This is a genomic window from Bacillus marinisedimentorum (assembly GCF_001644195.2).
Taxonomy (GTDB): Bacteria; Bacillota; Bacilli; order Bacillales; family Bacillaceae_O; genus Bacillus_BL; species Bacillus_BL marinisedimentorum.
Window position 1 is genome coordinate 1 of sequence record NZ_LWBL02000034.1, and the last position, 20,639, is coordinate 20,639.

Annotated in this window: 19 protein-coding genes and 1 pseudogene; 17 read left to right on the forward strand and 3 right to left on the reverse strand. The window is 45.3% G+C overall.

What is annotated here, in order from left to right; all coding sequences use genetic code 11:
* Window positions 1–189 precede the first annotated feature (189 nt).
* From A4U59_RS10255 to phoU, 8 genes and pseudogenes are all read left to right on the forward strand, one after another.
* Window positions 190–798 carry a superoxide dismutase gene (locus tag A4U59_RS10255; RefSeq protein WP_066173383.1) on the forward strand — a complete coding sequence of 203 codons (609 nt, stop codon included), beginning with the start codon at window positions 190–192 and terminating at the stop codon, window positions 796–798.
* A gap of 171 nt (window positions 799–969) precedes the next feature.
* Entirely contained in the window at window positions 970–2,259 is a 1,290-nt protein-coding gene (locus A4U59_RS10260) for an MFS transporter (protein ID WP_066173388.1), read from the forward strand.
* A gap of 88 nt (window positions 2,260–2,347) precedes the next feature.
* Window positions 2,348–4,399 carry a peptidoglycan D,D-transpeptidase FtsI family protein gene (locus tag A4U59_RS10265; RefSeq protein ID WP_066173393.1) on the forward strand — a complete coding sequence of 684 codons (2,052 nt, stop codon included), beginning with the start codon at window positions 2,348–2,350 and terminating at the stop codon, window positions 4,397–4,399.
* 482 nt (window positions 4,400–4,881) lie between these two features.
* Complete coding sequence (locus tag A4U59_RS10270) at window positions 4,882–5,850, forward strand: PstS family phosphate ABC transporter substrate-binding protein (RefSeq protein ID WP_066173396.1); 969 nt, start codon at window positions 4,882–4,884, stop codon at window positions 5,848–5,850.
* A gap of 89 nt (window positions 5,851–5,939) precedes the next feature.
* On the forward strand, window positions 5,940–6,878 hold the full coding sequence (gene pstC / locus A4U59_RS10275) for a phosphate ABC transporter permease subunit PstC (RefSeq protein WP_066173398.1): 939 nt from the start codon (window positions 5,940–5,942) through the stop codon (window positions 6,876–6,878).
* A gap of 1 nt (window position 6,879) precedes the next feature.
* Window positions 6,880–7,758: a phosphate ABC transporter permease PstA gene (gene pstA, locus A4U59_RS10280; RefSeq protein ID WP_066173400.1), complete on the forward strand. Its 879-nt coding sequence runs from the start codon at window positions 6,880–6,882 to the stop codon at window positions 7,756–7,758.
* 112 nt (window positions 7,759–7,870) lie between these two features.
* Window positions 7,871–8,602 (forward strand): annotated as a pseudogene (gene pstB / locus A4U59_RS10285) (phosphate ABC transporter ATP-binding protein PstB); the annotation flags it as partial.
* Window positions 8,603–8,620: 18 nt separating this feature from the next.
* Window positions 8,621–9,280 carry a phosphate signaling complex protein PhoU gene (phoU, locus tag A4U59_RS10290; protein ID WP_066173409.1) on the forward strand — a complete coding sequence of 220 codons (660 nt, stop codon included), beginning with the start codon at window positions 8,621–8,623 and terminating at the stop codon, window positions 9,278–9,280.
* Window positions 9,281–9,333: 53 nt separating this feature from the next.
* Here the strand turns inward: phoU and A4U59_RS10295 are convergent, their stop codons facing one another.
* Both A4U59_RS10295 and A4U59_RS10300 read right to left on the reverse strand, forming a co-directional pair.
* Complete coding sequence (locus A4U59_RS10295; protein ID WP_066173412.1) at window positions 9,334–9,807, reverse strand: MltG/YceG/YrrL family protein; 474 nt, start codon at window positions 9,805–9,807, stop codon at window positions 9,334–9,336.
* A 2-nt stretch (window positions 9,808–9,809) separates the two neighbouring features.
* A complete protein-coding gene (locus A4U59_RS10300; protein WP_066173417.1) occupies window positions 9,810–10,199 on the reverse strand; it encodes a hypothetical protein in 390 nt (129 codons plus the stop codon).
* Between the two features lie 199 nt (window positions 10,200–10,398).
* Here A4U59_RS10300 and rpmG point away from each other — a divergent pair, with 199 nt between their 5' ends.
* The 7 genes from rpmG to A4U59_RS10335 all read left to right on the forward strand — a co-directional run bounded on the left by rpmG (window position 10,399) and on the right by A4U59_RS10335 (window position 16,685).
* Entirely contained in the window at window positions 10,399–10,548 is a 150-nt protein-coding gene (gene rpmG / locus A4U59_RS10305) for a 50S ribosomal protein L33 (protein ID WP_066173420.1), read from the forward strand.
* 146 nt (window positions 10,549–10,694) lie between these two features.
* A complete protein-coding gene (locus A4U59_RS10310) occupies window positions 10,695–11,267 on the forward strand; it encodes a 5-formyltetrahydrofolate cyclo-ligase (RefSeq protein WP_066173423.1) in 573 nt (190 codons plus the stop codon).
* Complete coding sequence (locus A4U59_RS10315; protein ID WP_066173426.1) at window positions 11,251–12,045, forward strand: DUF92 domain-containing protein; 795 nt, start codon at window positions 11,251–11,253, stop codon at window positions 12,043–12,045. Before A4U59_RS10310 ends, A4U59_RS10315 begins: the two co-directional genes overlap by 17 nt.
* A 24-nt stretch (window positions 12,046–12,069) precedes the next feature.
* Window positions 12,070–13,086, forward strand: a complete 1,017-nt coding sequence (locus A4U59_RS10320) for a ThiF family adenylyltransferase (RefSeq protein WP_066173430.1) — start codon at window positions 12,070–12,072, stop codon at window positions 13,084–13,086.
* A gap of 137 nt (window positions 13,087–13,223) precedes the next feature.
* Window positions 13,224–14,174 (forward strand): L-lactate dehydrogenase, encoded by a 951-nt coding sequence (locus A4U59_RS10325; RefSeq protein WP_066173433.1) that lies wholly within the window; start codon window positions 13,224–13,226, stop codon window positions 14,172–14,174.
* A gap of 599 nt (window positions 14,175–14,773) precedes the next feature.
* A complete protein-coding gene (locus tag A4U59_RS21350) occupies window positions 14,774–15,091 on the forward strand; it encodes a hypothetical protein (protein WP_157888164.1) in 318 nt (105 codons plus the stop codon).
* A 46-nt stretch (window positions 15,092–15,137) separates the two neighbouring features.
* Window positions 15,138–16,685, forward strand: a complete 1,548-nt coding sequence (locus A4U59_RS10335; protein ID WP_066173438.1) for a rhomboid family intramembrane serine protease — start codon at window positions 15,138–15,140, stop codon at window positions 16,683–16,685.
* Here the strand turns inward: A4U59_RS10335 and A4U59_RS10340 are convergent.
* On the reverse strand, window positions 16,666–17,541 hold the full coding sequence (locus A4U59_RS10340) for a hypothetical protein (protein WP_066173441.1): 876 nt from the start codon (window positions 17,539–17,541) through the stop codon (window positions 16,666–16,668). The two genes, A4U59_RS10335 and A4U59_RS10340, sit on opposite strands and share 20 nt — an antisense overlap.
* Before the next feature lie 101 nt (window positions 17,542–17,642).
* Here A4U59_RS10340 and A4U59_RS10345 point away from each other — a divergent pair, with 101 nt between their 5' ends.
* Window positions 17,643–18,698 carry a M42 family metallopeptidase gene (locus A4U59_RS10345; protein WP_066173443.1) on the forward strand — a complete coding sequence of 352 codons (1,056 nt, stop codon included), beginning with the start codon at window positions 17,643–17,645 and terminating at the stop codon, window positions 18,696–18,698.
* Between the two features lie 245 nt (window positions 18,699–18,943).
* The gene (locus A4U59_RS10350) at window positions 18,944–20,404 is read left to right on the forward strand and encodes a spore germination protein (RefSeq protein ID WP_066173447.1); all 1,461 of its coding nucleotides are present in this window, start codon (window positions 18,944–18,946) and stop codon (window positions 20,402–20,404) included.
* Window positions 20,405–20,639: the final 235 nt, after the last annotated feature.

Here is a 20,639-nt window from a genome sequence, read left to right on the forward strand (position 1 = left end):
TTTTGTTCTTTTTATATCAGATTGCAAACGGTGTTTATTCATTGAACAATAAGGGTAAATTTGTTAAGGTAGAAATACAGGGAACTTTCTAAACATTTTTGTTTTTTATCTTTCCAAATGGGAAAGACCGAATGTTCCTTTGGGGCGTATGCCTGGCGATTACATATTATTAAGGAGGAGATTTTTAGAATGGCTTATCAACTTCCTGAATTACCTTATGCGTACGATGCACTGGAGCCGCATATCGACAAGGAAACAATGAACATTCACCACACAAAGCACCACAATGCTTATGTTACAAAGGTGAACAATGCAATCGAAGGAAAAAGCGATCTTGAAAGCAAGAGCATTGAAGAACTTGTAAGCAATCTTGATGCTGTTCCTGAAGATGTCCGTACAGCTGTACGTAACAACGGCGGCGGTCATGCAAACCACAGCCTGTTCTGGACAATCATGTCTCCAAACGGCGGCGGAAATCCTTCTGGTGAATTGGCTGATGCAATTACAAGCAAGTTCGGCAGTTTCGACAAATTTAAAGAGGAATTCAATAATGCTGCAGCAACCCGATTCGGATCCGGATGGGCATGGCTTGTTGTAAATAATGGTGAGCTGGAAGTAACAAGCACCCCTAACCAGGACAGCCCGCTAATGGAAGGCAAGAAACCTGTTCTTGGCCTGGATGTTTGGGAGCACGCATACTATCTTAAATATCAAAACAAGCGCCCTGACTACATTTCTGCTTTCTGGAATGTTGTCAACTGGGATGAAGTAGAAAAGCGCTATCAAGCAGCAAAATAATCGTTTTGCTGACGATCGAACAGCAGCCGGTGCTATCGCCGGCTGCTTTTTTTTTTGACACATCATTTTAATTTCATTCACCGTATTCACTACTTTGCCTTTGTCATTCCTGAATAAGCAGAAGGGTTTGTGGAAAAATAGCTCTTAGAAGACAAAGGGGAGTCGGCAGTTATGAACATCTTGAAGAAAATGATCGGCGGGGTCGACGTTAATCGGGATTTGATCCTGTTATTGACGATCGGCGGGCTTTACTCGATAAGTGTGGCCCTTTCCAATACGTTTGTAAACGTTTATCTATGGAAGCAGACCGGTCGGTTTGCGGATATAGCGCTGTATAACCTGGCCATTGTCATCCTGCAGCCGCTCACGTTCATTCTGGCGGGACGATGGGCAAAAAAAATTGACCGTGTCGTTGTGTTAAGGCTTGGTGTGATTTTTTTGTCCATTTTTTATATTACGGTTCTTACTTTTGGCGAGGGGGCTTCCAACTTTCTGGTTGTACTGGGAGGACTGCTCGGTGTTGGGTTCGGATTTTACTGGTTGGCCTTTAATGTTCTTACATTTGAAATAACAGAGCCTGAGACAAGGGACTTTTTTAACGGCTTTTTAGGATTGTTAACATCCTTTGCCGGTATGATTGGACCTATTGCTGCAGGCTTTATTATTTCCAGCATGGAGCAGCTGACTGGATACACCGTCATTTTCAGCATCTCACTCGGTTTTTTTACAGGGGCTGTCGTGTTAAGCTTTTTCCTTAAAAGGCGTTCTGCCAAAGGAAACTTTTCATTCAGACGTATCATCGAAGAGCAAAAGTATAATAAGAACTGGAAAAACATTTGCATCGCCCATTTTTTTCAAGGGCTGCGGGAAGGGACCTTTGTGTTTGTCATTGTTGTCTGGGTGTTCGTGACAACCCAGAGTGAACTGGCTCTGGGAACATTTGGGCTTGTCCAAAGTTCCGTTGCGTTTGTTGTCTATTATTTGGCGACACGGCTTATTAAACCGAGGCATCGGAAAAAAGCAATTCTCGCAGGTGGACTGTTATTGTACGGAGCAATCTTTTTGATTCTGTTTCATCTTAGCTACACGAGGCTTATTGTCTATGCGGTTCTCATTTCGATTGCATATCCGGTTCTCCTTGTCCCTTATATGTCTCTGACATATGACGTGATCGGGCGCAGCTGGAGTGCGGCTGAAATGAGGGTTGAATACATTGTCGTCCGTGAACTTTACCTGAACATGGGGCGGGTCCTTTCCATCCTTCTGTTTCTCGGTGCGGTCACCTTTTTTGACAGCGAAAAAAGCATTCCGATTTTGCTCAGTGTCATTGGTGTGGGACATCTGATCATTTACTTTTTCATCCGAAATATCCAGCTGGGCAACAATGACTCCAGAGGACGGGAAGTCCCTGCTATTCACAGCAGGAAACTGGTTGACGGAGAAAGCGGCTCGACACCTTGAAAAAAAGATGGATAAGACAGAAAGAAGTCGTTTAGTGCGAAGAAATAAGGGTAAACATTCCAAAGAAATGATGTAGAGAGGTTGAATAATGGCAATAAACGCACAGGGAAAAAAAATGAAAAAACTTCCAAAGCGGTTAAATGTACTATTCTTTCTAGTCTTTGCCGCTTTTTTAATGCTGATTATACGGCTTGGTGTCATTCAAATCGTATATGGCGAAGAGTATCAAAAAGAAATGGAGAGAACAGAAAAAATCACCGTTGCGGAGCCGGCTCCCCGCGGAAAGATACTTGACCGTTCAGGTAATGTCGTTGTAGATAATAAGCCGCTGAAAGCAATAACGTATGTCAGGCAACAGGGTGTAAGTCAGCAGGATAGGCTGGAAACTGCGGCGAAACTTGCAAAGTATATTAATGTCGAGCCTGACAGTGTAACCGAACGTGACAAGAAGGATTATTGGATCCTTACCCGGCCTGAACAGGCTGAACAAAAAGTTACGGCAAAAGAACGGAACGGGCTGAACGACGATCAGATTTATAAGCTGACACTTGACCGCATTTCTGATGAAGACCTTTCCAAATTAACTGAACAGGAACAGGAAATCATAGCGATTAAAAGGACGTTTGATGCAGGTTACCCTCTGACACCGCAATACGTAAAAAATGAAGGGGTAACCGACCAGGAATACGCCACGGTATCATCTCACCTTGATGAACTTCCAGGTGTGCAAATCGCTACAGACTGGGATAGGGTCTATCCATATGATGAAACGCTGGAAACGTTAATCGGCAATATAACAAATGCCGAACAGGGGCTGCCCCGTGAAGAACTGGATTCTTTTCTTGTTAAAGGATACCAGCGGAATGACCGCGTCGGAATCAGTTACCTTGAAAAACAGTATGAAGGCATGCTCCAGGGGCACAAAGAAAAAACCCGCAATGTCACCAATCCTGCGGGGGAAATCGTCGATACAGAACTCATTCGTTCCGGTAAGCGGGGAAATGACCTTGTCTTGGCAACAGATATGGAATTGCAAAAGAAAGTTGAAGAAATCATTGAATCAAACTTAAGTGAATTTAAAGCGAAATATCCAGATGAGAACCAATTGCTTGATTCAGCCTATGTCGTCATGATGGACCCGAATACTGGGGAAGTGCTGTCGCTTGCAGGAAAGAAAATGACCAGGAAAGACGGGAGGACTGTCTTCCAGGATTATGCGACAGGGGTTGTCAATAATGCATACGAGGTCGGCTCGTCCATTAAAGGCGCGACGGTTCTGACGGGTTATGAAACGGGCGTCATCAAGCCCAATTCTTATCTGGTCGACACGCCGATAAAGATCAAAGGGACGCCGATCAAAAAATCTTATAAAACGATGGGGAAAATCAACGACATTACTGCCCTGCAGCAATCATCAAACGTGTTTATGTTTAAAATTGCGATGATGATGGGCGGTTATGATTACCAGTATGGCAAGAGTGCCCCTTTTAAAAAACCGGAGGCTTTTGATGTGATGCGGAATTCCTTCAGCCGTTTCGGTCTCGGGGTGAAAACGGGAATTGATTTACCGCACGAATCAACGGGCTACCGCGGTTCCGGAAGCAGGATCGGTAATCTGATGGACCTTTCAATTGGCCAATATGATACATACACGACAATGCAGCTGGCCCAGTACATCTCGACAATCGCGAATGGGGGAAAACGACTTAAACCGATTCTTGTTAATGAAATCAGGGAACCGGAAAAAGGCGCTTCCGTTTATCGCGCTTCACCGCATGTCCTGAATACGCTGGAGGCGGATCTAAAACAAATCAACCGTGTTAAAGAAGGGTTTCGAAAGGTGTTCCAAGAAAAGAAGGGAACGGCTTATCAATATTTTAAAGATACCGACTACCGTCCGGCGGGCAAAACCGGTACAGCAGAAACCACATATTATGGCTCAAACAAAGAATTGTTTGGCACTAAAACGACGAATCTGTCGCTTGTAGGTTTTGCCCCGCTTGAAAAACCGGAAGTCGCCTTTGCTGTAGTCGTTCCTTACACGACTTCACAGGGGCATATTAACGGGCAAATCGGACGTGAAATTATGGACGCATATTTTGAATTAAAGAAGCAGGAGGATGTTTCAGATTCTCAATAGCTGCTTGTTATCGGTAAATAGAATAATGCATAGAACAATTTAACAGGTACTTCGCTTAATCATTTACCGGACTTTGAGGAAGTGACTTGTAAAATAAAAAATAAAAATACACACAATAAGCGTCTGGGGAAGAGTCCCTGGACGCTTGTTTTTTATGAGGCTATTTCCTTTAAACTCCCTTTAACGGAAAAAATTATTCAGCAGGTTTATATTCCTCTATTCTTAACCTTGCCCATTCCTTGCCGCTCCCGCTTTCCGCGGTTTTCCGGGGTCTCCTCTGTTCTGCTAGTACTTGAGCAGCGATCCGTTACACGAAAGCAAAAGGAAAAAGAAAATTTTTCACGAATCTAAGCACATTTACAAAAGCTTAACATTCCATTAAAACCTGATTAAAACTCCTCCTTTAACCTATTACTTGTGAGAGACAAAGCGATTTCCGTATAAACGGGAAGACAACTCAATTACTTTAGGGGGACTATCGAATGAAGAGTCTTAAGCAAATCCTGTTCTTCACAATTATGGCAGCAGTACTTGTTTTTGCATCAGCATGCGGAAATGACGGAGGCACAGGCAATTCTGGTGGTGGAAGCGGAGAAGAGCTTTCAGGAAATGTTAAAATAGCCGGTTCATCCACCGTCTATCCAATCATGCTCGGGCTTGCCGAAGAATACCAGGCTGAACAGCCGGAGGTTAATGTGACTGTAGACTCAATTGGTTCGGGTGGAGGTTTCGAACGTGCTACGAAAGGTCAAATCGATTTCAGTAATGCTTCTCGCCCAATAAAAGATGAAGAAAAGAAAATCGCTGAAGAAAATGACGTTAACCTTGAAGAAGTCATTCTCGCATATGACGGATTGACAGTTGCTGTAAGCCAGCAAAACGATTATGTGGATTCTCTCACTGTTGATCAATTGAAAGAAATTTTTCTTGCTGACAGCGGAAAGACAAAATGGTCGGATATCAACCCGGATTGGCCGGATGAAACAATCAAGATATTTGCGCCTGGTCATGATTCAGGAACATTTGACTACTTCAATGAAGTGATTCTTGAAGATAAACCGATGCGTGAAGATGAAGGTGTAACCCTTTCTGAAGATGACAACGTTCTTGTGCGCGGCATCCAGAACGACCCGAATGCCATTGGATTTTTCGGATACGCATACTACTATGAAAACCAACAGACTTTAAAGGCGCTGGGCATTGACAACGGCAACGGCCCGGTTAAGCCTGATATGGATACAATCCAGAGCGGAGAATATGAGCCGCTTTCCCGTCCGCTGTTCACTTATCTCAATACATCATCTCTTGAGAAACCGGAAGTGAAAGACTTTGCGAAGTTCGTCCTCGAAAATGCAGGCATGATGGCTGAAGAGGTTGGATATGTTCCTCTTCCGGAAGATAAGTATGCGGAGCAAAAAGAAAAAATCAAGTCTCTGACGGCTGGTGAGTAAAATCATTTGCAGCGAAATCAGGAAATAGAGGGTGAGGGGCTTAAAACACCCTCACCTATTTCCGTGTGATGAAAGGGGTTCTTTCCATTATGGCTTTAAAAAAAGCTGATGACTTCTCCGTAAGAGAGATGATAGATAAAAATAAATCTTCGCGGAGCGCTTCCAATATCATTGAAAAGCTTGTTCCTAAATTGCTGCTTCTGGCTGCAGCCACTTCAGTCTTAGTCACAGCAGGCATTCTGTATACCTTGCTTTCCGAAACGTTTACATTTATCAGGGAAGTCAATTTCATCGATTTTATCACCGGAACAAGATGGAATCCTTGGCAGGAGTCATTCGGGATTCTATCATTGATTTCCGGAACAATGCTTGTAACAGTTATCGCAATGCTGGTTGCAATACCGGTTGGTCTTGCTTCGGCCATTTTCTTGAGTGAATATGCTTCAGATTCCACAAGGAGAATCATTAAGCCGATCCTGGAAGTGCTGGCAGGAATTCCTACAATCGTTTATGGTTTTTTTGCCCTTACCTTTATTACGCCGATACTCCGAACGATCATTCCGGACCTTTCTTTTTTTAATGCACTAAGTGCGGGGATTGTCGTTGGAGTCATGATCATCCCGATGGTCGCTTCTCTTTGCGAAGATGCGATGAGTTCGGTGCCAAATTCCCTGCGTGAGGGGGCACTGGCAATGGGTGCGACAAAGCTGGAGGTTTCTTTGAAAATTGTCCTTCCAGCCGCACTATCCGGCATCATCGCCTCATTTGTCCTGGCGATATCCCGCGCAATTGGGGAAACGATGATCGTATCGGTTGCTGCCGGCGCAACACCGAAATTCACTTTTGATGCAACCCAGTCCATTCAAACCATGACGGGCTATATCGTACAAGTTGCTACAGGTGATGTTGCATTCGGATCGACGATATATTACAGCATATACGCTGTAGGCATGACGCTTTTCCTATTTACCTTGATCATGAACTTACTGGCACAGTATATCACCCGCCGTTTCAGGGAGGAATACTAATATGAGCTTAATCAATCATGAATCGGTCTCAAAAAATATGACCGGCAGAATTATAAAAAACAGGATTGGAAAAGCCGTGTTTTTCATCGCGACTTCAATCGGCTTGATTTTCTTGCTGTTATTGGCTTATCGGATATTGACTCAAGGAATTGGCAATCTCGATATGGATTTTTTAAATGGGTTCACATCCAGGAGGGCAGAAAATGCCGGCATCAAGGCTGGATTCTTCGGCTCCCTCTGGCTGATGGCGGTAACTGCTCCTGTTACACTGGTCTTGGGAGTGGCAACTGCAATTTATCTGGAAGAATATGCAAAAAAGAACAGACTGACACGATTCATCCAGGTGAATCTTCAAAACCTTGCCGGAGTCCCTTCTATTGTGTTCGGTCTTTTGGGCCTGACAATTTTTGTTTACATTATGAGAATGGGCAATATCATTCTTGCAGGCGGGCTTACCCTTGCCCTGCTTGTGCTGCCTGTCATCGTCGTATCTTCTCAGGAAGCAATCCGCTCAGTGCCGAACCAGCTCCGTGAAGCATCTTACGGAATGGGTGCGACAAAATGGCAGACGATCAGGAGAATCGTTTTACCTGCGGCCATACCGGGAATTCTTACAGGAGCAATACTGGCTCTTTCCCGGGCGATCGGTGAAACAGCCCCGCTGATTCTTGTTGGAGCAGCAACAGCCATTTTCACTGTTCCAAATGACATATTTGATCCATTCACAGCAATGCCGATCCAGATCTACAGCTGGACTTCAATGCCGAATCCGGACTTCCAATACGTTGCATCGGCTGGAATCATTGTTCTCTTAGCTGTGCTTCTGTTAATGAACTCGATCGCCGTACTCATACGGAATAAGTTTTCTAAGCGTTATTAATCAAGGTTCGGAGGAGGAATCTTTCATGCAAACACCAACAATCGCCCCTGAGGTAAACAGGGAGAAAAAAATAAATGTGAAAAATGAAGCGAGCACCGTCATCAATGTGAATAATTTCAATTTATGGTATGGGGAAGACCAGGCGCTGAAAAACATTAACCTCGACATCAAGGAAAATGAAGTGACAGCCATCATCGGCCCATCAGGCTGCGGAAAGTCAACATTCGTCAAAGCTGTCAACAGAATGGTTGAAATGGTCCCGATTGTTAAGACATCCGGTGAAATCGCATACCGTGAACGCAACATTTTTGATAAATCATATCCAGTGGAAGATCTGCGTACAAAAGTGGGAATGGTCTTCCAAAAGCCGAACCCATTTCCGAAATCCATTTATGAAAATGTCGTATACGGGCCGAAAATCCATGGCATTAAAGATAAAAAAGTCCTTGACCAAATCGTAGAGAAGAGTCTTCGCGGCGCTGCCCTCTGGGATGAGGTGAAAGACCGTTTGAACGAAAATGCCTACGGGTTATCGGGCGGCCAGCAGCAGCGGCTTTGCATCGCCCGTACACTTGCAATCGAACCTGATGTCATCCTCATGGATGAACCGACATCTGCGCTTGATCCAATTTCAACATTGAAGGTAGAAGAACTTGTCCAGGAATTGAAAAAAGACTTCTCAATCATGATCGTTACGCACAATATGCAGCAGGCAGCCCGTATTTCTGACAAGACCGCTTTCTTTTTGAACGGAGAAGTGATTGAGTTTACTGAAACAGATAAACTTTTCTCAACTCCATCCGACAAGAGGACAGAAGATTATATTACCGGACGTTTCGGTTAATGACAGGGGGCTAAACAAATGGCAGTACGAGAAACATTTGAAACAGAATTATCCAACCTGCGCTCAAAGATGATCGAACTATCAAAAATGGCGGAGAGCGCTTTGAATAAATCAGTCAATGCGCTTCAGCAGCAGGACATTGATGCTGCACTGGAAGTAATGGACGATGATGTGTTCGTCGACCAGCTTGATGAGGAAATCAATGACCTCGCGATTCTGATGATCGCCAAACAGCAGCCGGTCGCAACAGACTTGAGGAGAATCATTGTAGCCATCCGTATCTCATCCGACGTAGAAAGAATGGCGGATTTTGCCGTTAATATTGCAAAATCAACAATCAGGATCGGCAAAGAACCATTTATCAAGCCGCTTGAGCATATTCCTCAAATGGCAGAAATAACCCTTGAAATGCTTGCAACTGCGATTGAAGCATTCGATAAGGAAGATACGGCGCTGGCCAAGAAACTCGCCGAAATGGATGACAGGGTTGATGAACTGTATGGCCAGACCATCAAGGAACTGCTGTCCCTGGCTGCCGACACACCTGAGAAAATCGGGCAAATTACCCAGCTAGCCTTTATCGCCCGGTACCTCGAACGGACAGGAGACCACGCAACAAATATCGGTGAAAGCATTTTATATCTTGTAAAAGGTAAGCGATATGCACTGAATGAATAGATGAAAACAACAAAAACCTGCCAGGTGAAGGCAGGTTTTTGTATTATCAGCTGTTAATTGCCGGTAATGATATCAGCGATTACAGCTATACTCATTTTGCTTGAAAGTGAATACGTTCCAATTTGTATGGAAGTTGCCAGATCATGTTCCCGAAGGTAAGCATCCAGCGTCTCAGTGTTTTTGATAATACCCGCATTCACCAGCCTGTCTCCGATATCACGGCTTGTCATGCCGGATGAAATGTCAAGTGTATAAAGGCGTTCAGGAGGATCGCTTTCAGACTCTGCCTGTTCAGCTCCGTTTCCGCCTGTTTGCCCGTTTTCGCTCCTGAGATTTTTTGCTTCATTCCATTCTTTTATGGAAACGGCCGTCATACCCTGTGTTTTTAAAAAAGCTTGGACATCCGGCATCGTAAGCGGAGGTTGCTTCGTATCTCCTGCTTCGAGGTTTCCGGAGTAGTGAACGCCGGCCAGGACCAGTGCGGATGCGAGGATGCCTGCTGCAAAACTGCGGAGTATGGACTGCATTATCATCCATCTCCTTTTGAATTGTTTTGAATTATTTCCTCTATTTCGGAAACGGGCCTCGCCGTGCTGCGGGCGATCTCATGTACGGAATACCCCGCTTCAGCGAGGCGGAGCACCCTGCTTTGTGATGTGAACAGGCCGTCAGAGTATTGAGGGGGCGTACCGGTTTCATTTTTAATTGGAATGGAAGCCGGTTTCAAATCAACTTCATCAATGAGAAGCTCTTCCTCCAGCACTTTCATCTTCTTCTTAAGCTGATACGTTTCCTGTATGAAGTTGAGGGAGAGCTGTTCCACTTGCTCTTCCAGGTCTTTCGTTCGGCTGCCGGTAAAAAAAGAAATGATTAAAAGCAATATTGCGATTGATATAAGCGAAATAATAAGGATTTCCATGGATTCACCCCGATTTTAACAGTTCACACAGTTATTTATACCACAGAGTCAGGTAAACAGAAAGACAGTAAATAAGATTTTTAAGTTGACCTTGATAGCACTGATATTTTTTGATATGATATTAAAGTCGTCATATGACCGTGCAGTTAATAATGATAAATGACGTATGAAATGAATAACTATGTTTGGAGGGATACCGATGCGTGTAAAAATTACTCTCGCTTGCACAGAGACTGGTGATCGTAACTACATCACCACAAAAAATAAACGTACCAACCCTGAACGTCTTGAACTGAAAAAATACAGCCCGCGCCTGAAGAAGTACACTCTTCACCGCGAAACAAAGTAATGAACAGCAGGTTTTCCTGCTGTTCATTTTTTTGGCCGAAAAAATGCAGCGAACGCCATCTCTGAAGCGCTCAAAAGTACTTCGCACCGTTCATCTGCGTCAGTTCCCTGTGTTTGGTATACTTGAGAAGAGATAGGAGGTTCGACATGGAGCAGAAAGAACAGTTGAGAAAAAAAGCGAAAGAAAAACTGCAACAGATGGACTCTGCCGAGAAATGGAACCTTGAACAGGGGATATACCGAAACCTGTTTGAGCAGCCCGAATGGGAAAAAGCTGATACGATAGGCGTCACGATTTCGATGCCGCTCGAATTGAATACGGCCCCAATCATCGAAAAAGCCTGGTCGGAAGGGAAAAAGGTTGCTGTTCCTAAATGTCTGCCCGAAAAGAAGGAATTGCAGTTCAGGATCCTTACAGATTTTTCAGAACTGGAAGTTGTATATTATGGGTTAAAAGAACCTATACTCGAACGTACAGAACGGGTACATAAAAACAGGATTGATTTGTTGATCGTCCCTGGTCTGCTTTTTCAACAGGAAGGCTACCGAATCGGGTTTGGCGGCGGATATTATGACCGCTTCTTAACAGACTTTGCCGGCAGGACCGCTTCACTTGCATACAGCTGGCAGGCAGATTCCTCATTTCAAGCGGAGGACCATGATATTCCGGTTGACAAGGTCATAACCGAGAACAAGGTTTACGATGGCCTTTCCAGTTAACGGTCTGGCAGCGGACATAATCTTGATACTTCTGATTGCTGCTCTCGCTTATTATGGGTTCAAGCTGCGGCTGTTGACGTTATCAGGTTCGGCAGCTGCAGCGGCTGTGGGAGCGGCGGTATACATTGGTTTTGGATTGAGCGGACTCGCTTTGCTCGGTTTCTTTTTCATTTCATCCACTCTTTTGGGGAAGGTGAAGGATAACCGGCTCGTCGATGAAGTCACAAAAAAAGGGAGCAAGAGAGATGCCGTCCAGGTGCTCGCAAATGGCGGGCCTGCTGCCTTGTTTGCCGTTGCAGCTGTTTTTTCCGGAACGGAATATGCTCCCCTTTTGTTTTCGGTATCTTTTGCCGCAGCAGCCAGCGATACGTGGGCATCTGAAATCGGCATATTAAGCCGGAAACCGCCTTTCCATCTATTGCGGTTTCAGCAGGTTACACCTGGGACCTCAGGTGCGATTTCAGCTGCAGGCACTGCAGCCGCTTTTTCGGGTGCAGCGTCAACCTCCCTCCTGGCAGTGCTACTGTTCGAGGGATTTTCAGCTTATGAATGGTCTGTGATTACTATTTCAGGATTTGCAGGCAGTCTTGCCGATACACTTCTTGGCGGCACGGTACAAGTTTCTTACAAATGCACAACCTGCGGTATTGAAACAGAAAAGGAAATGCATTGCGGCAAGCGGACGGCCTGGAACAGTGGATATCGGTTCATAACGAATGATGCCGTTAATTTTATTTCCATCATGGCTGCCTGCGGTGTTGCTTATATGATTCGTTGAATAGAGGAACAACAGGAGGTATGGATGATGTCACAGTGGGAAAGATATTCAAGGCAAATGCTCTTCAAACCGATTGGCGAAGACGGACAGCGTAATTTGGCGGATGCGAAAGTGCTGATCGTCGGCATGGGGGCACTCGGCACCGCGGCCGCAAACCACTTGGCCAGGGCTGGAGTCGGATTTATACGCTTTGCAGATCGGGATTACGTAGAAAAATCAAATCTCCAGCGGCAAATGCTGTTTGACGAGGAAGATGTGAAAGCTGCTATGCCGAAAGCGGAAGCGGCCCGCAGAAAGCTTATGCTGCTAAATAGCGATATTATGCTGGACGCGCGCATCGGGGATGTGAATGCTGACAATGTCGAGGAATTAATCGCTGGCATCGACCTTGTCATTGACGGAACCGATAATTTCTCTACCCGGTTTCTGCTGAACGATGCCTGCTTCAAACACGGAATACCGTTCATTTACGGGGGGGCAGTAAGCTCCCGGGGAATGTTCGCGGCACTGCGGCCGGGTAAAACGCCATGTCTCCGCTGCCTTATGCCGGAACAGCAAGGCGGCCAGACATGCGATACGGTCGGTGTTATTTCCCCGGTGGTCGATATGGTCTCTTCTTATCAGGTCACGGAAACACTCAAATACTTGACCGGCAATGAGAAGCACATGCGCAGCGGCTTGCTTAATTTCGATATCTGGTATAACCAGCAGTTTCAGATTTCGTTCGGAAAATCACGAAGCGATTGCCCGGTTTGCTCCAAAAAAAGCTATCCGGCACTGGAACCAACAGAAAAAGAAACAACTACAGTGCTGTGCGGAAGAGAAACGGTGCAAATCCAAAATCATACCAATATGGACCTTAATGACTGGGCAGAGCGGCTTGCACCTGTGGCCCAATTGAAAAAGACTCCTTTCCTGCTGCGCGCAGAACTGAATGAGGGTGAACGGCTTGTTCTGTTTCCCGACGGCAGGGTACTCGTACAGGGAACAGAGGATATAACGCGGGCGAAAACGCTTTATTCACGGTATATCGGTTTATGAGAATGATAGATTGTTCAACATTTCACAAATTTTATATTAGATAACGTTTTCATGCTCTTTAAGGAAATGCCTGTTTGTGAAACAATATAGATGGTTAAAGATTCATAATGGATGTTTCATGAAAGGGTGGAATCACAATGAGAAAAAATTTGAATCGTGTAGCGCTGATTGGCACTGGTTTTGTGGGGTCCAGTTATGCATTTGCTTTATTGAACCAGGGAATAGCCGATGAACTTGTGATGATCGATATCAACAAAGAAAAGGCGGCAGGTGACGCCATGGATTTGAGCCATGGGCTCGCTTTTGCGCCTTCCTCTACAAAAATTTGGGCCGGCAGCTATGACGATTGTAAAGATGCTGATATCGTCGTTATAACCGCTGGTGCGAACCAAAAGCCCGGTGAAACAAGGCTTGATCTTGTTGAAAAGAATACAAAAATCTTCAAAGGGATTGTGGAAAGTGTGATGGGAAGCGGATTTAATGGCATATTTCTCGTCGCCACCAACCCCGTGGATATCTTAACTTATGCAACTTGGAAATTCTCCGGCCTTCCACAGGAACGTGTCATCGGTTCCGGTACGATTCTTGATACGGCAAGACTTCGGTATTTGCTTAGTGACTATTTTGATATCGATACAAGGAATATTCATGCATATATCCTCGGAGAGCATGGTGATACCGAACTGCCTGTGTGGAGCACCGCAGATATCGGAACCCGTCCGATTTTAGACATGATCGATAAGGATGAGAGGTTTAAGCGTGAGGACCTCGATGATATTTTCATCAATGTGCGCGATGCTGCTTATCATATCATCGAACGGAAAGGTGCAACCTATTACGGTATTGCGATGGGACTTGTCCGCTTGACTAAAGCCATTTTTCAAAATGACAATACAATCCTTACCGTCTCCGCTCATTTGAATGGCGAGTACGGCCAGGAAGACATCTTTATCGGTGTTCCAGCGATTGTGAACAGGGAAGGCATCCGTGAAGTTGTCCAAATTGGCTTGAATGAGGACGAGAAGCAGAAATTTAATCATTCGTGTGATGTCCTGCGCGGATATATGGAAAATGTGAACCTGGTGTGACCACCTGGTGCATGTTATGGGAGATCCGGCCGTGCCGGGTCTTTTTTTGCGATATAGGAAAAGGTAAGGTGTCAGGAAAGTAGTGTTTCCACGCAGTGGCCAATATTAAGAATATAGACAAAGGCAGCTGCGCATCTGTCTTCGCCTGGAGGCACGCAAATCAGAGAGTTTTCTTTATTGATTGTTCTGGCTCAAGGCAAGTGAATTAATTCATTCCAGCGGTGTCATGGACAGTGCTCCCCGAACGAGTGATTCTTTCCGGGAGCACTCGGGATGTACATGCTGCCTCAAAACAGCCGCGCAAGTGAAAACCAAACAGTCACGAAAGAGAAGATGTGCAGTTATATCCTCGAAAATGATCAGAAATCCCCTGCCTTAAAATCAGCAATAAACATACTTTTAGAACATTGAGTGATTTGATTTTTTGTTATGCAAATCGCAAACAGCGGTTTCGGCAATGTCCAATCATATCATCCCGCTCCTTTTCGCTTTTTTCATAACTCTATCCCTGTCAGTGGATAAAAAAAAAAGGAGTTGTCAAAAATAATGGGGAAAAGGAGGGATTGAGATGCGATCTTCCGCTGTGAGGATGCTGCTTTATGTCACAGTATTTTTCATTGCTTATCAATACAGATATAGGCTTATTAATGCCGTGCTGGGCATACAGCCGATTAGAAGGACGGTTGTTTCCTCTGCAATGGGAATCCCTTTTGTCAGGAGATTTTTCCTGCTGTCAGCTTTCCGTTAATTTTCAAAAGGATTTGGAATATCCAGCAGCTCTTTTAAAGAATAACACCAGTTCGCTGCAGCCCGGCGTCTTGCCGGGCTGTTTGCATTGGATCATCGGAAATACCGATGCGGCAAAAGCCGCCGGTGGTTGCCGGCGCATTCTAACTGTTATAATGAAATTGATATAAATATTTTATTACATAGTGAAGCGGTACTAAAAAGGAGAGGAAACGGTTGGTTAAGCTGCAGCAGGATTTAATTTTTTGGAGAATCGTCCATTATTTGACCGTAAACCGCCATTTCCGGGTGCTTACAATAAATGAAATGCGCGAGGAAGTGTGGCTGGAGCCAGAGGACTTCCGAAACAATACAATCGTCCGCCTGCACCGCTACGACCTTGATTGGGGCAACTGGATGAGAAACGATGCGGAAATGGTGTACCGGAAACTCCTTGATTTTAGAAAAGCCTCAAGAATGAAACAAATCCGGGGATACAATGTATATGTTTCTTCCTATGAACCGGTGGACGATTGGGAACACGCCGTCAATGACAGCCAGGTGAGTAAAGAGGGTAATCGGAAAATATCACTCGAAAATGTCATTATAGAAGGAACTAACCCGATTATAGGGATTGAACGGCTTTTCAATGGATTGGGAGTACCTGTTCCGAATATGGATAATTGGGCTGAAGGTGACGAATATACAGTTGAACAGCTGATTGATGGGGTGAAGCAGGCGTCAAACCGCAAAAAGGCTGAAGAACGAAAGCTGTTTAATTATGGAAAGCCTTTATTTACATACTTATTGCTGGCTGTGAATCTGGTCATGTTTGCTGTTCTTGAACTGAATGGGGGGAGCACAAGTATAGCGAACCTGGTTGAATATGGTGCAAAGTACAACCCGCTTATAATGGAAGGGGAGTGGTGGCGGTTTGTCACATCAATGTTTCTTCACATTGGATTTCTTCATTTCTTTTTGAACTCCTTTGCACTTTTTTATCTCGGTTCAGCCATTGAGCGAATATTCGGGACAAAACGGTTTATTGCCATTTATTTTGTTGCCGGATTGCTGGGTTCGTTTGCAAGCTTTGCTTTCAATAGCCAGATTTCAGCAGGAGCTTCTGGTGCGATTTACGGCTGTTTTGGAGCCCTGTTGTATTTTGGCATGAATTATCGGGACTTGTTCTTTCGGACAATCGGCATGTATGTCCTTGTCATCCTCGGTATCAACCTTGTTTTTGGACTTACAGTACCGATGGTAGATAATCCAGCGCACCTTGGCGGTCTTGCTGGCGGCTTTCTGGCATCAGGAATTGTCCACTTGCCGCGGCATGGAAAAGGTGTAAGGCAGATCTTTTTCTTCCTTGCTGCCCTTGTTACGGCTTCAGGAATCCTTTTTTACGGTTTTTTTGACAACATTGATCCGGTTCCGAGCTCCATGATTGCTCATGAACTCATAGAAATGGGAAGAGAGGAAGAGGCCCGTTCTTACCTTCAGGATGCGTTCAAGGCAGCTGAAGCAGATGTACCTGCTGAAACATACTTTTTGCTGTCACAGGTGGAATATGAGAGTGGGCAATATGAAGATGCAGAAGCCAATTTGAAGATTGCACTTAACAAGCGCCCGCAATTTCCCGAAGCTCATTATAAATTGGCACTTGTTTCCCTTGGGCTTGGTAAAAAGCAGCAAGCGGTGGAAGCTGCAGAGCAGGCGGTCCGCCAGGATCCCGGCAATGCTGAATACCAGAACCTGCTGAAACGGCTCAAGACAAATATTGAATAAGCTGATAAGGCCGGCCTTCTGCATCTTCAAACAGAACAAGCAGATGTGAACCGTCACTGCTTATCAAGATATATGGTATTGAACTTCCGACGGCACTGGCTTTTTTGCCGTCCGGTCCTGGCAGGCCAAGCACATAATTTTTGTACAGTCCTTCCCACAGGTTGCCGATCGCCCGCTGGGTCCCTGCGGAATCAAGGCCCGGGAAAGGCTTTTCCCCGTAGGCGGGGACTTCGGTAAGCGGAATGGTCGCATATTTACCGGCAGGGATACCGAAATGGGCGAGCAGCTTGTCACGGGTGAATAGAAGCTGCTGGTTTGTGGCATGATCGATAATCCGTTTCCATTCCTTTTCTTCCTCTGTCGACGGGACACGGAACGATTCCAGTGCCGTCATCGGCGAGTCGATGACGTACAAATGATCACTGCTCATTTTCTGGACACTTCTGATATGATCATTTTGGTAATGGACTTCGCCGTAGTGGAATGAAAGTGACTGAAAATGATTGCTGTCTTCTGCTGTCACCTTTTTTTCGAGATTAAGCGAATCAGCTTCTTCTTCCCACTGATTGAGAATATCCTTCAACACCCCTTCTTCAAACAGCAGAGAAATATCCTGACGCAGATAAACCTTACGGGGCAAGGTGGAATCAACTTCCCATTTCAAGGTATATTCATCAGCATCTTTTTCTTTTAAAAGCATCAATTTTGTTTCCGCTTGGGTGAAAGCCAGTTCCGGATCGAGGGGGAAATAGATCAAGCTTTCCCGGACTTCGGGCCGGCTGAACTGCATTATTATGGCTCCTATCGTTGCGGCAATGAGCAGAAATGAACAAAATGACAGCAGCAGCTTATTCATAAAACCGGCTCCTTTATAAATGGACAGACTTTGCTAACAATCTATGCGGAATATGTGTAAAATATGAAGTGTGCAATGTGAAAAGATAAGGAGGAATATGAGTGACTTCACCAATCAATACCGACAAGACGCTTTCGCTAATTGAAGAACTTGTCTCAATCGAAAGCCCGACAGGAAATACATCAGTGATCATTTCCCATATTGAACAGTTTTTCAACGAATTGGAGATCAATACAGCCCGCACAAAAAAAGGCGGCCTTCTTGTGACGCTTGAAGGAAACGACACTGGCAGACATCGGCTCCTGACTGCCCATGTCGATACGCTCGGCGCCATGGTCAAAGAAATAAAAGGCAACGGCCGTTTGAAGCTATCCATGATCGGCGGTTTTCGCTGGAATTCGGTTGAGGGTGAATACTGCAAGATCGAGACCTCTTCAGGCAAAACATACTCAGGAACAATCTTGCTGAACAAGACATCTGTGCATGTGTATAAAGACTATGGAACCGAAAAGCGGGACGATGACCATATCGAAGTGCGAATTGACGAAAAAGTACATACAGCAGAGGATGTAAAGGCACTCGGCATTTCTGTGGGTGACTTTGTTTCCTTTGCGCCGCGTGTTGAAAGGACGGACAGCGGATTCATAAAGTCTCGCCATCTTGATGATAAAGCGAGTGTAGGCATTTTGATGGAAGCTTTCCGAACAGTCAAGAAAGAAGGAACCACATTGCCACATACAACACACGTATTAATATCGAATAATGAGGAAATCGGATATGGAGGGAATTCCAACATCCCGGAGGAAACAGTTGAGTATCTCGCAGTCGATATGGGTGCGATCGGGGATGGGCAGACGACTGACGAATATTCCGTGTCAATCTGCGCAAAGGATTCTAGCGGACCTTATCATTATGGACTCCGTAAACAGCTTGTGAAGCTGGCTGAAGAACACGTCATTGACTACCGGGTTGATATATATCCGTATTATGGATCAGACGCTTCAGCCGCAGTCAGGGCAGGGCATGATGTCATACATGGCCTGATCGGGCCGGGAGTGGATGCCTCCCATGCGTTTGAAAGGACTCATCGGGATTCCGTCGAACATACCGCCCATCTTGTATACAGGTATATGAATTCACCCATTCTTTCTTATTAGTTGTGTTACATTTTAAAGTTGAGGTTACGCGGAAATGACAATACCATTTAACAAAACTTGATTATTATGAAAGGTATTTCTGAGTAAGGCGGCCTCGAGATCCGGCAGGATCCTGGCCGCCTTTCTCTATTTTAAAATTCTCCCTTTTACCAGCCGATTGCAAAAATAAAGGTATGTTTTGGAAAAAATACGTACAAGATGGAAATATAGCAGATGCGTGGTAATGGCTGGGGGGAGGATTGACGATGGAAGAATCAAAAAAACAGCCGGTTTATAAAGATATCGAGAGAAATAACGACTATTTAAGCGAAAGGCTTGGGGTCGAGAAAAGCTTTGATGTCATTAAACTTGATCTTGAATATGCAGGCCGGAAAATGGCACTTTATTTGATAGATGGTTTTGCAAAAGATGATATTCTTCATTACTTGATGAAATTACTCGCAGGGTTGAGAAAAGAAGATCTTGAGCCGGATCCACTGGAACGCCTTTTGAAAACCTACCTGCCGTATGTGGAAATAGAAAAGGTCGATGATCTTGAAGCGGCAGTTGACGGTGTGTTGGCAGGTCCGACAGCTCTAGTTGTTGACGGACTTGAGTACGTCATTATGATTGATGCAAGAACCTATCCGGTCCGCGGTCCAGAAGAACCTGACGTGGAGAGGGTTGTCCGGGGGGCAAGGGACGGTTATGTGGAAACGATCGTGTTTAACACCGCGCTGACGAGAAGAAGGGTAAGGGACCGGTCGCTGCGGATGGAATATATGCAGGCAGGAAGAAGGTCAAAAACCGATATTTGTATCTGCTATCTCGAAGATATAGCCGATCCTGAACATGTCAAGCATATAAAAGAATCGATAGAAAAAATTGACACAGACGGACTGCCGATGGGAGAAAAAACGATTGAAGAGTTTATTCTGGGCCGCCACTGGAATCCGTACCCGCTCGTGCGCTATACGGAGAGGCCCGATACCGCAGCTGTCCATTTATATGAAGGTCACGTTCTTGTCATGGTGGACGGCACCCCGAGTGTGCTGATTACCCCGACAACTTTCTGGCATCACTTGCAGCACGCGGAAGAATACAGGCAAAAGCCGCTTGTCGGTGCGTATTTGCGGGTTGTCCGTTTCCTCGCAATCTGGGCATCCCTTTTCCTGCTCCCGCTCTGGTACATATTTGCCGCTGACCCCTCCTTACTGCCGGAGGAAGTTGCCTTCATCGGCCCGAACGAAAGGGGACAGGTGCCGCTCTTGCTTCAATTTCTGCTGATTGAGGTCGGAATTGATATGCTCAGAATGGCAGCAATCCATACCCCTACGTCACTCGGGACAGCACTGGGGCTTGTCGCTGCGATTTTGATCGGCCAGGTCGCGGTTGAAGTCGGCCTTTTTTCAAATGAGGTCGTTTTATATCTTGCGATAGCAGCTATCGGCACGTTCGCTACACCAAGCTATGAAATGAGTCTCGCGAATCGGCTCGCCCGAATCGTATTTCTGATTGCTGCTGCTTCCTTTGGAGTCATCGGATACGTCACTGCAATCACTTTATGGCTCATCATGATAGTGAGAATGAACTCGTTTAACATCCCGTATTTGTGGCCGCTCATCCCATTTTCATGGCGCGCCTTCCGTGATGTCCTGATCAGGGCCCCGATTCCGCTGAAAAACCGAAGGCCTCGTGTCCTTAATCCGCAAGACCCGGATCGCTGAAGGTATAAGTTCTTCATGCTCCAGCTGCCAGCGGTTATCGTCATAAGCGGCTATTCCCTCCGGAAGCAAAAACCGCCTTCCGCAGGTTGACAGGTTCGGTTTTCAGGTACTAAACAGAAAATATCAGACCAAACAGCAGTCCAATTGGCTAAACAATTGGGCTGCTTATTTTATTGACATAAAAGGGGGCTACAAAAATAAATGCAAATTAACTTAAGTATTCACCTCTTTTTAG

Excerpts from the sequence above, each read along its gene's own strand:
- A4U59_RS10255 (WP_066173383.1), top strand. The coding sequence starts at position 190 with ATGGCTTATCAACTTCCTGAATTACCTTATGCGTACGATGCACTGGAG.
- A4U59_RS10260 (WP_066173388.1), top strand. The coding sequence starts at position 970 with ATGAACATCTTGAAGAAAATGATCGGCGGGGTCGACGTTAATCGGGAT.
- A4U59_RS10265 (WP_066173393.1), top strand. The coding sequence starts at position 2,348 with ATGGCAATAAACGCACAGGGAAAAAAAATGAAAAAACTTCCAAAGCGG.
- A4U59_RS10270 (WP_066173396.1), top strand. The coding sequence starts at position 4,882 with ATGAAGAGTCTTAAGCAAATCCTGTTCTTCACAATTATGGCAGCAGTA.
- pstC (WP_066173398.1), top strand. The coding sequence starts at position 5,940 with ATGGCTTTAAAAAAAGCTGATGACTTCTCCGTAAGAGAGATGATAGAT.
- pstA (WP_066173400.1), top strand. The coding sequence starts at position 6,880 with ATGAGCTTAATCAATCATGAATCGGTCTCAAAAAATATGACCGGCAGA.
- phoU (WP_066173409.1), top strand. The coding sequence starts at position 8,621 with ATGGCAGTACGAGAAACATTTGAAACAGAATTATCCAACCTGCGCTCA.
- A4U59_RS10295 (WP_066173412.1), bottom strand. The coding sequence starts at position 9,807 with ATGCAGTCCATACTCCGCAGTTTTGCAGCAGGCATCCTCGCATCCGCA.
- A4U59_RS10300 (WP_066173417.1), bottom strand. The coding sequence starts at position 10,199 with ATGGAAATCCTTATTATTTCGCTTATATCAATCGCAATATTGCTTTTA.
- rpmG (WP_066173420.1), top strand. The coding sequence starts at position 10,399 with ATGCGTGTAAAAATTACTCTCGCTTGCACAGAGACTGGTGATCGTAAC.
- A4U59_RS10310 (WP_066173423.1), top strand. The coding sequence starts at position 10,695 with ATGGAGCAGAAAGAACAGTTGAGAAAAAAAGCGAAAGAAAAACTGCAA.
- A4U59_RS10315 (WP_066173426.1), top strand. The coding sequence starts at position 11,251 with ATGGCCTTTCCAGTTAACGGTCTGGCAGCGGACATAATCTTGATACTT.
- A4U59_RS10320 (WP_066173430.1), top strand. The coding sequence starts at position 12,070 with ATGATGTCACAGTGGGAAAGATATTCAAGGCAAATGCTCTTCAAACCG.
- A4U59_RS10325 (WP_066173433.1), top strand. The coding sequence starts at position 13,224 with ATGAGAAAAAATTTGAATCGTGTAGCGCTGATTGGCACTGGTTTTGTG.
- A4U59_RS21350 (WP_157888164.1), top strand. The coding sequence starts at position 14,774 with ATGTCACAGTATTTTTCATTGCTTATCAATACAGATATAGGCTTATTA.
- A4U59_RS10340 (WP_066173441.1), bottom strand. The coding sequence starts at position 17,541 with ATGAATAAGCTGCTGCTGTCATTTTGTTCATTTCTGCTCATTGCCGCA.
- A4U59_RS10350 (WP_066173447.1), top strand. The coding sequence starts at position 18,944 with ATGGAAGAATCAAAAAAACAGCCGGTTTATAAAGATATCGAGAGAAAT.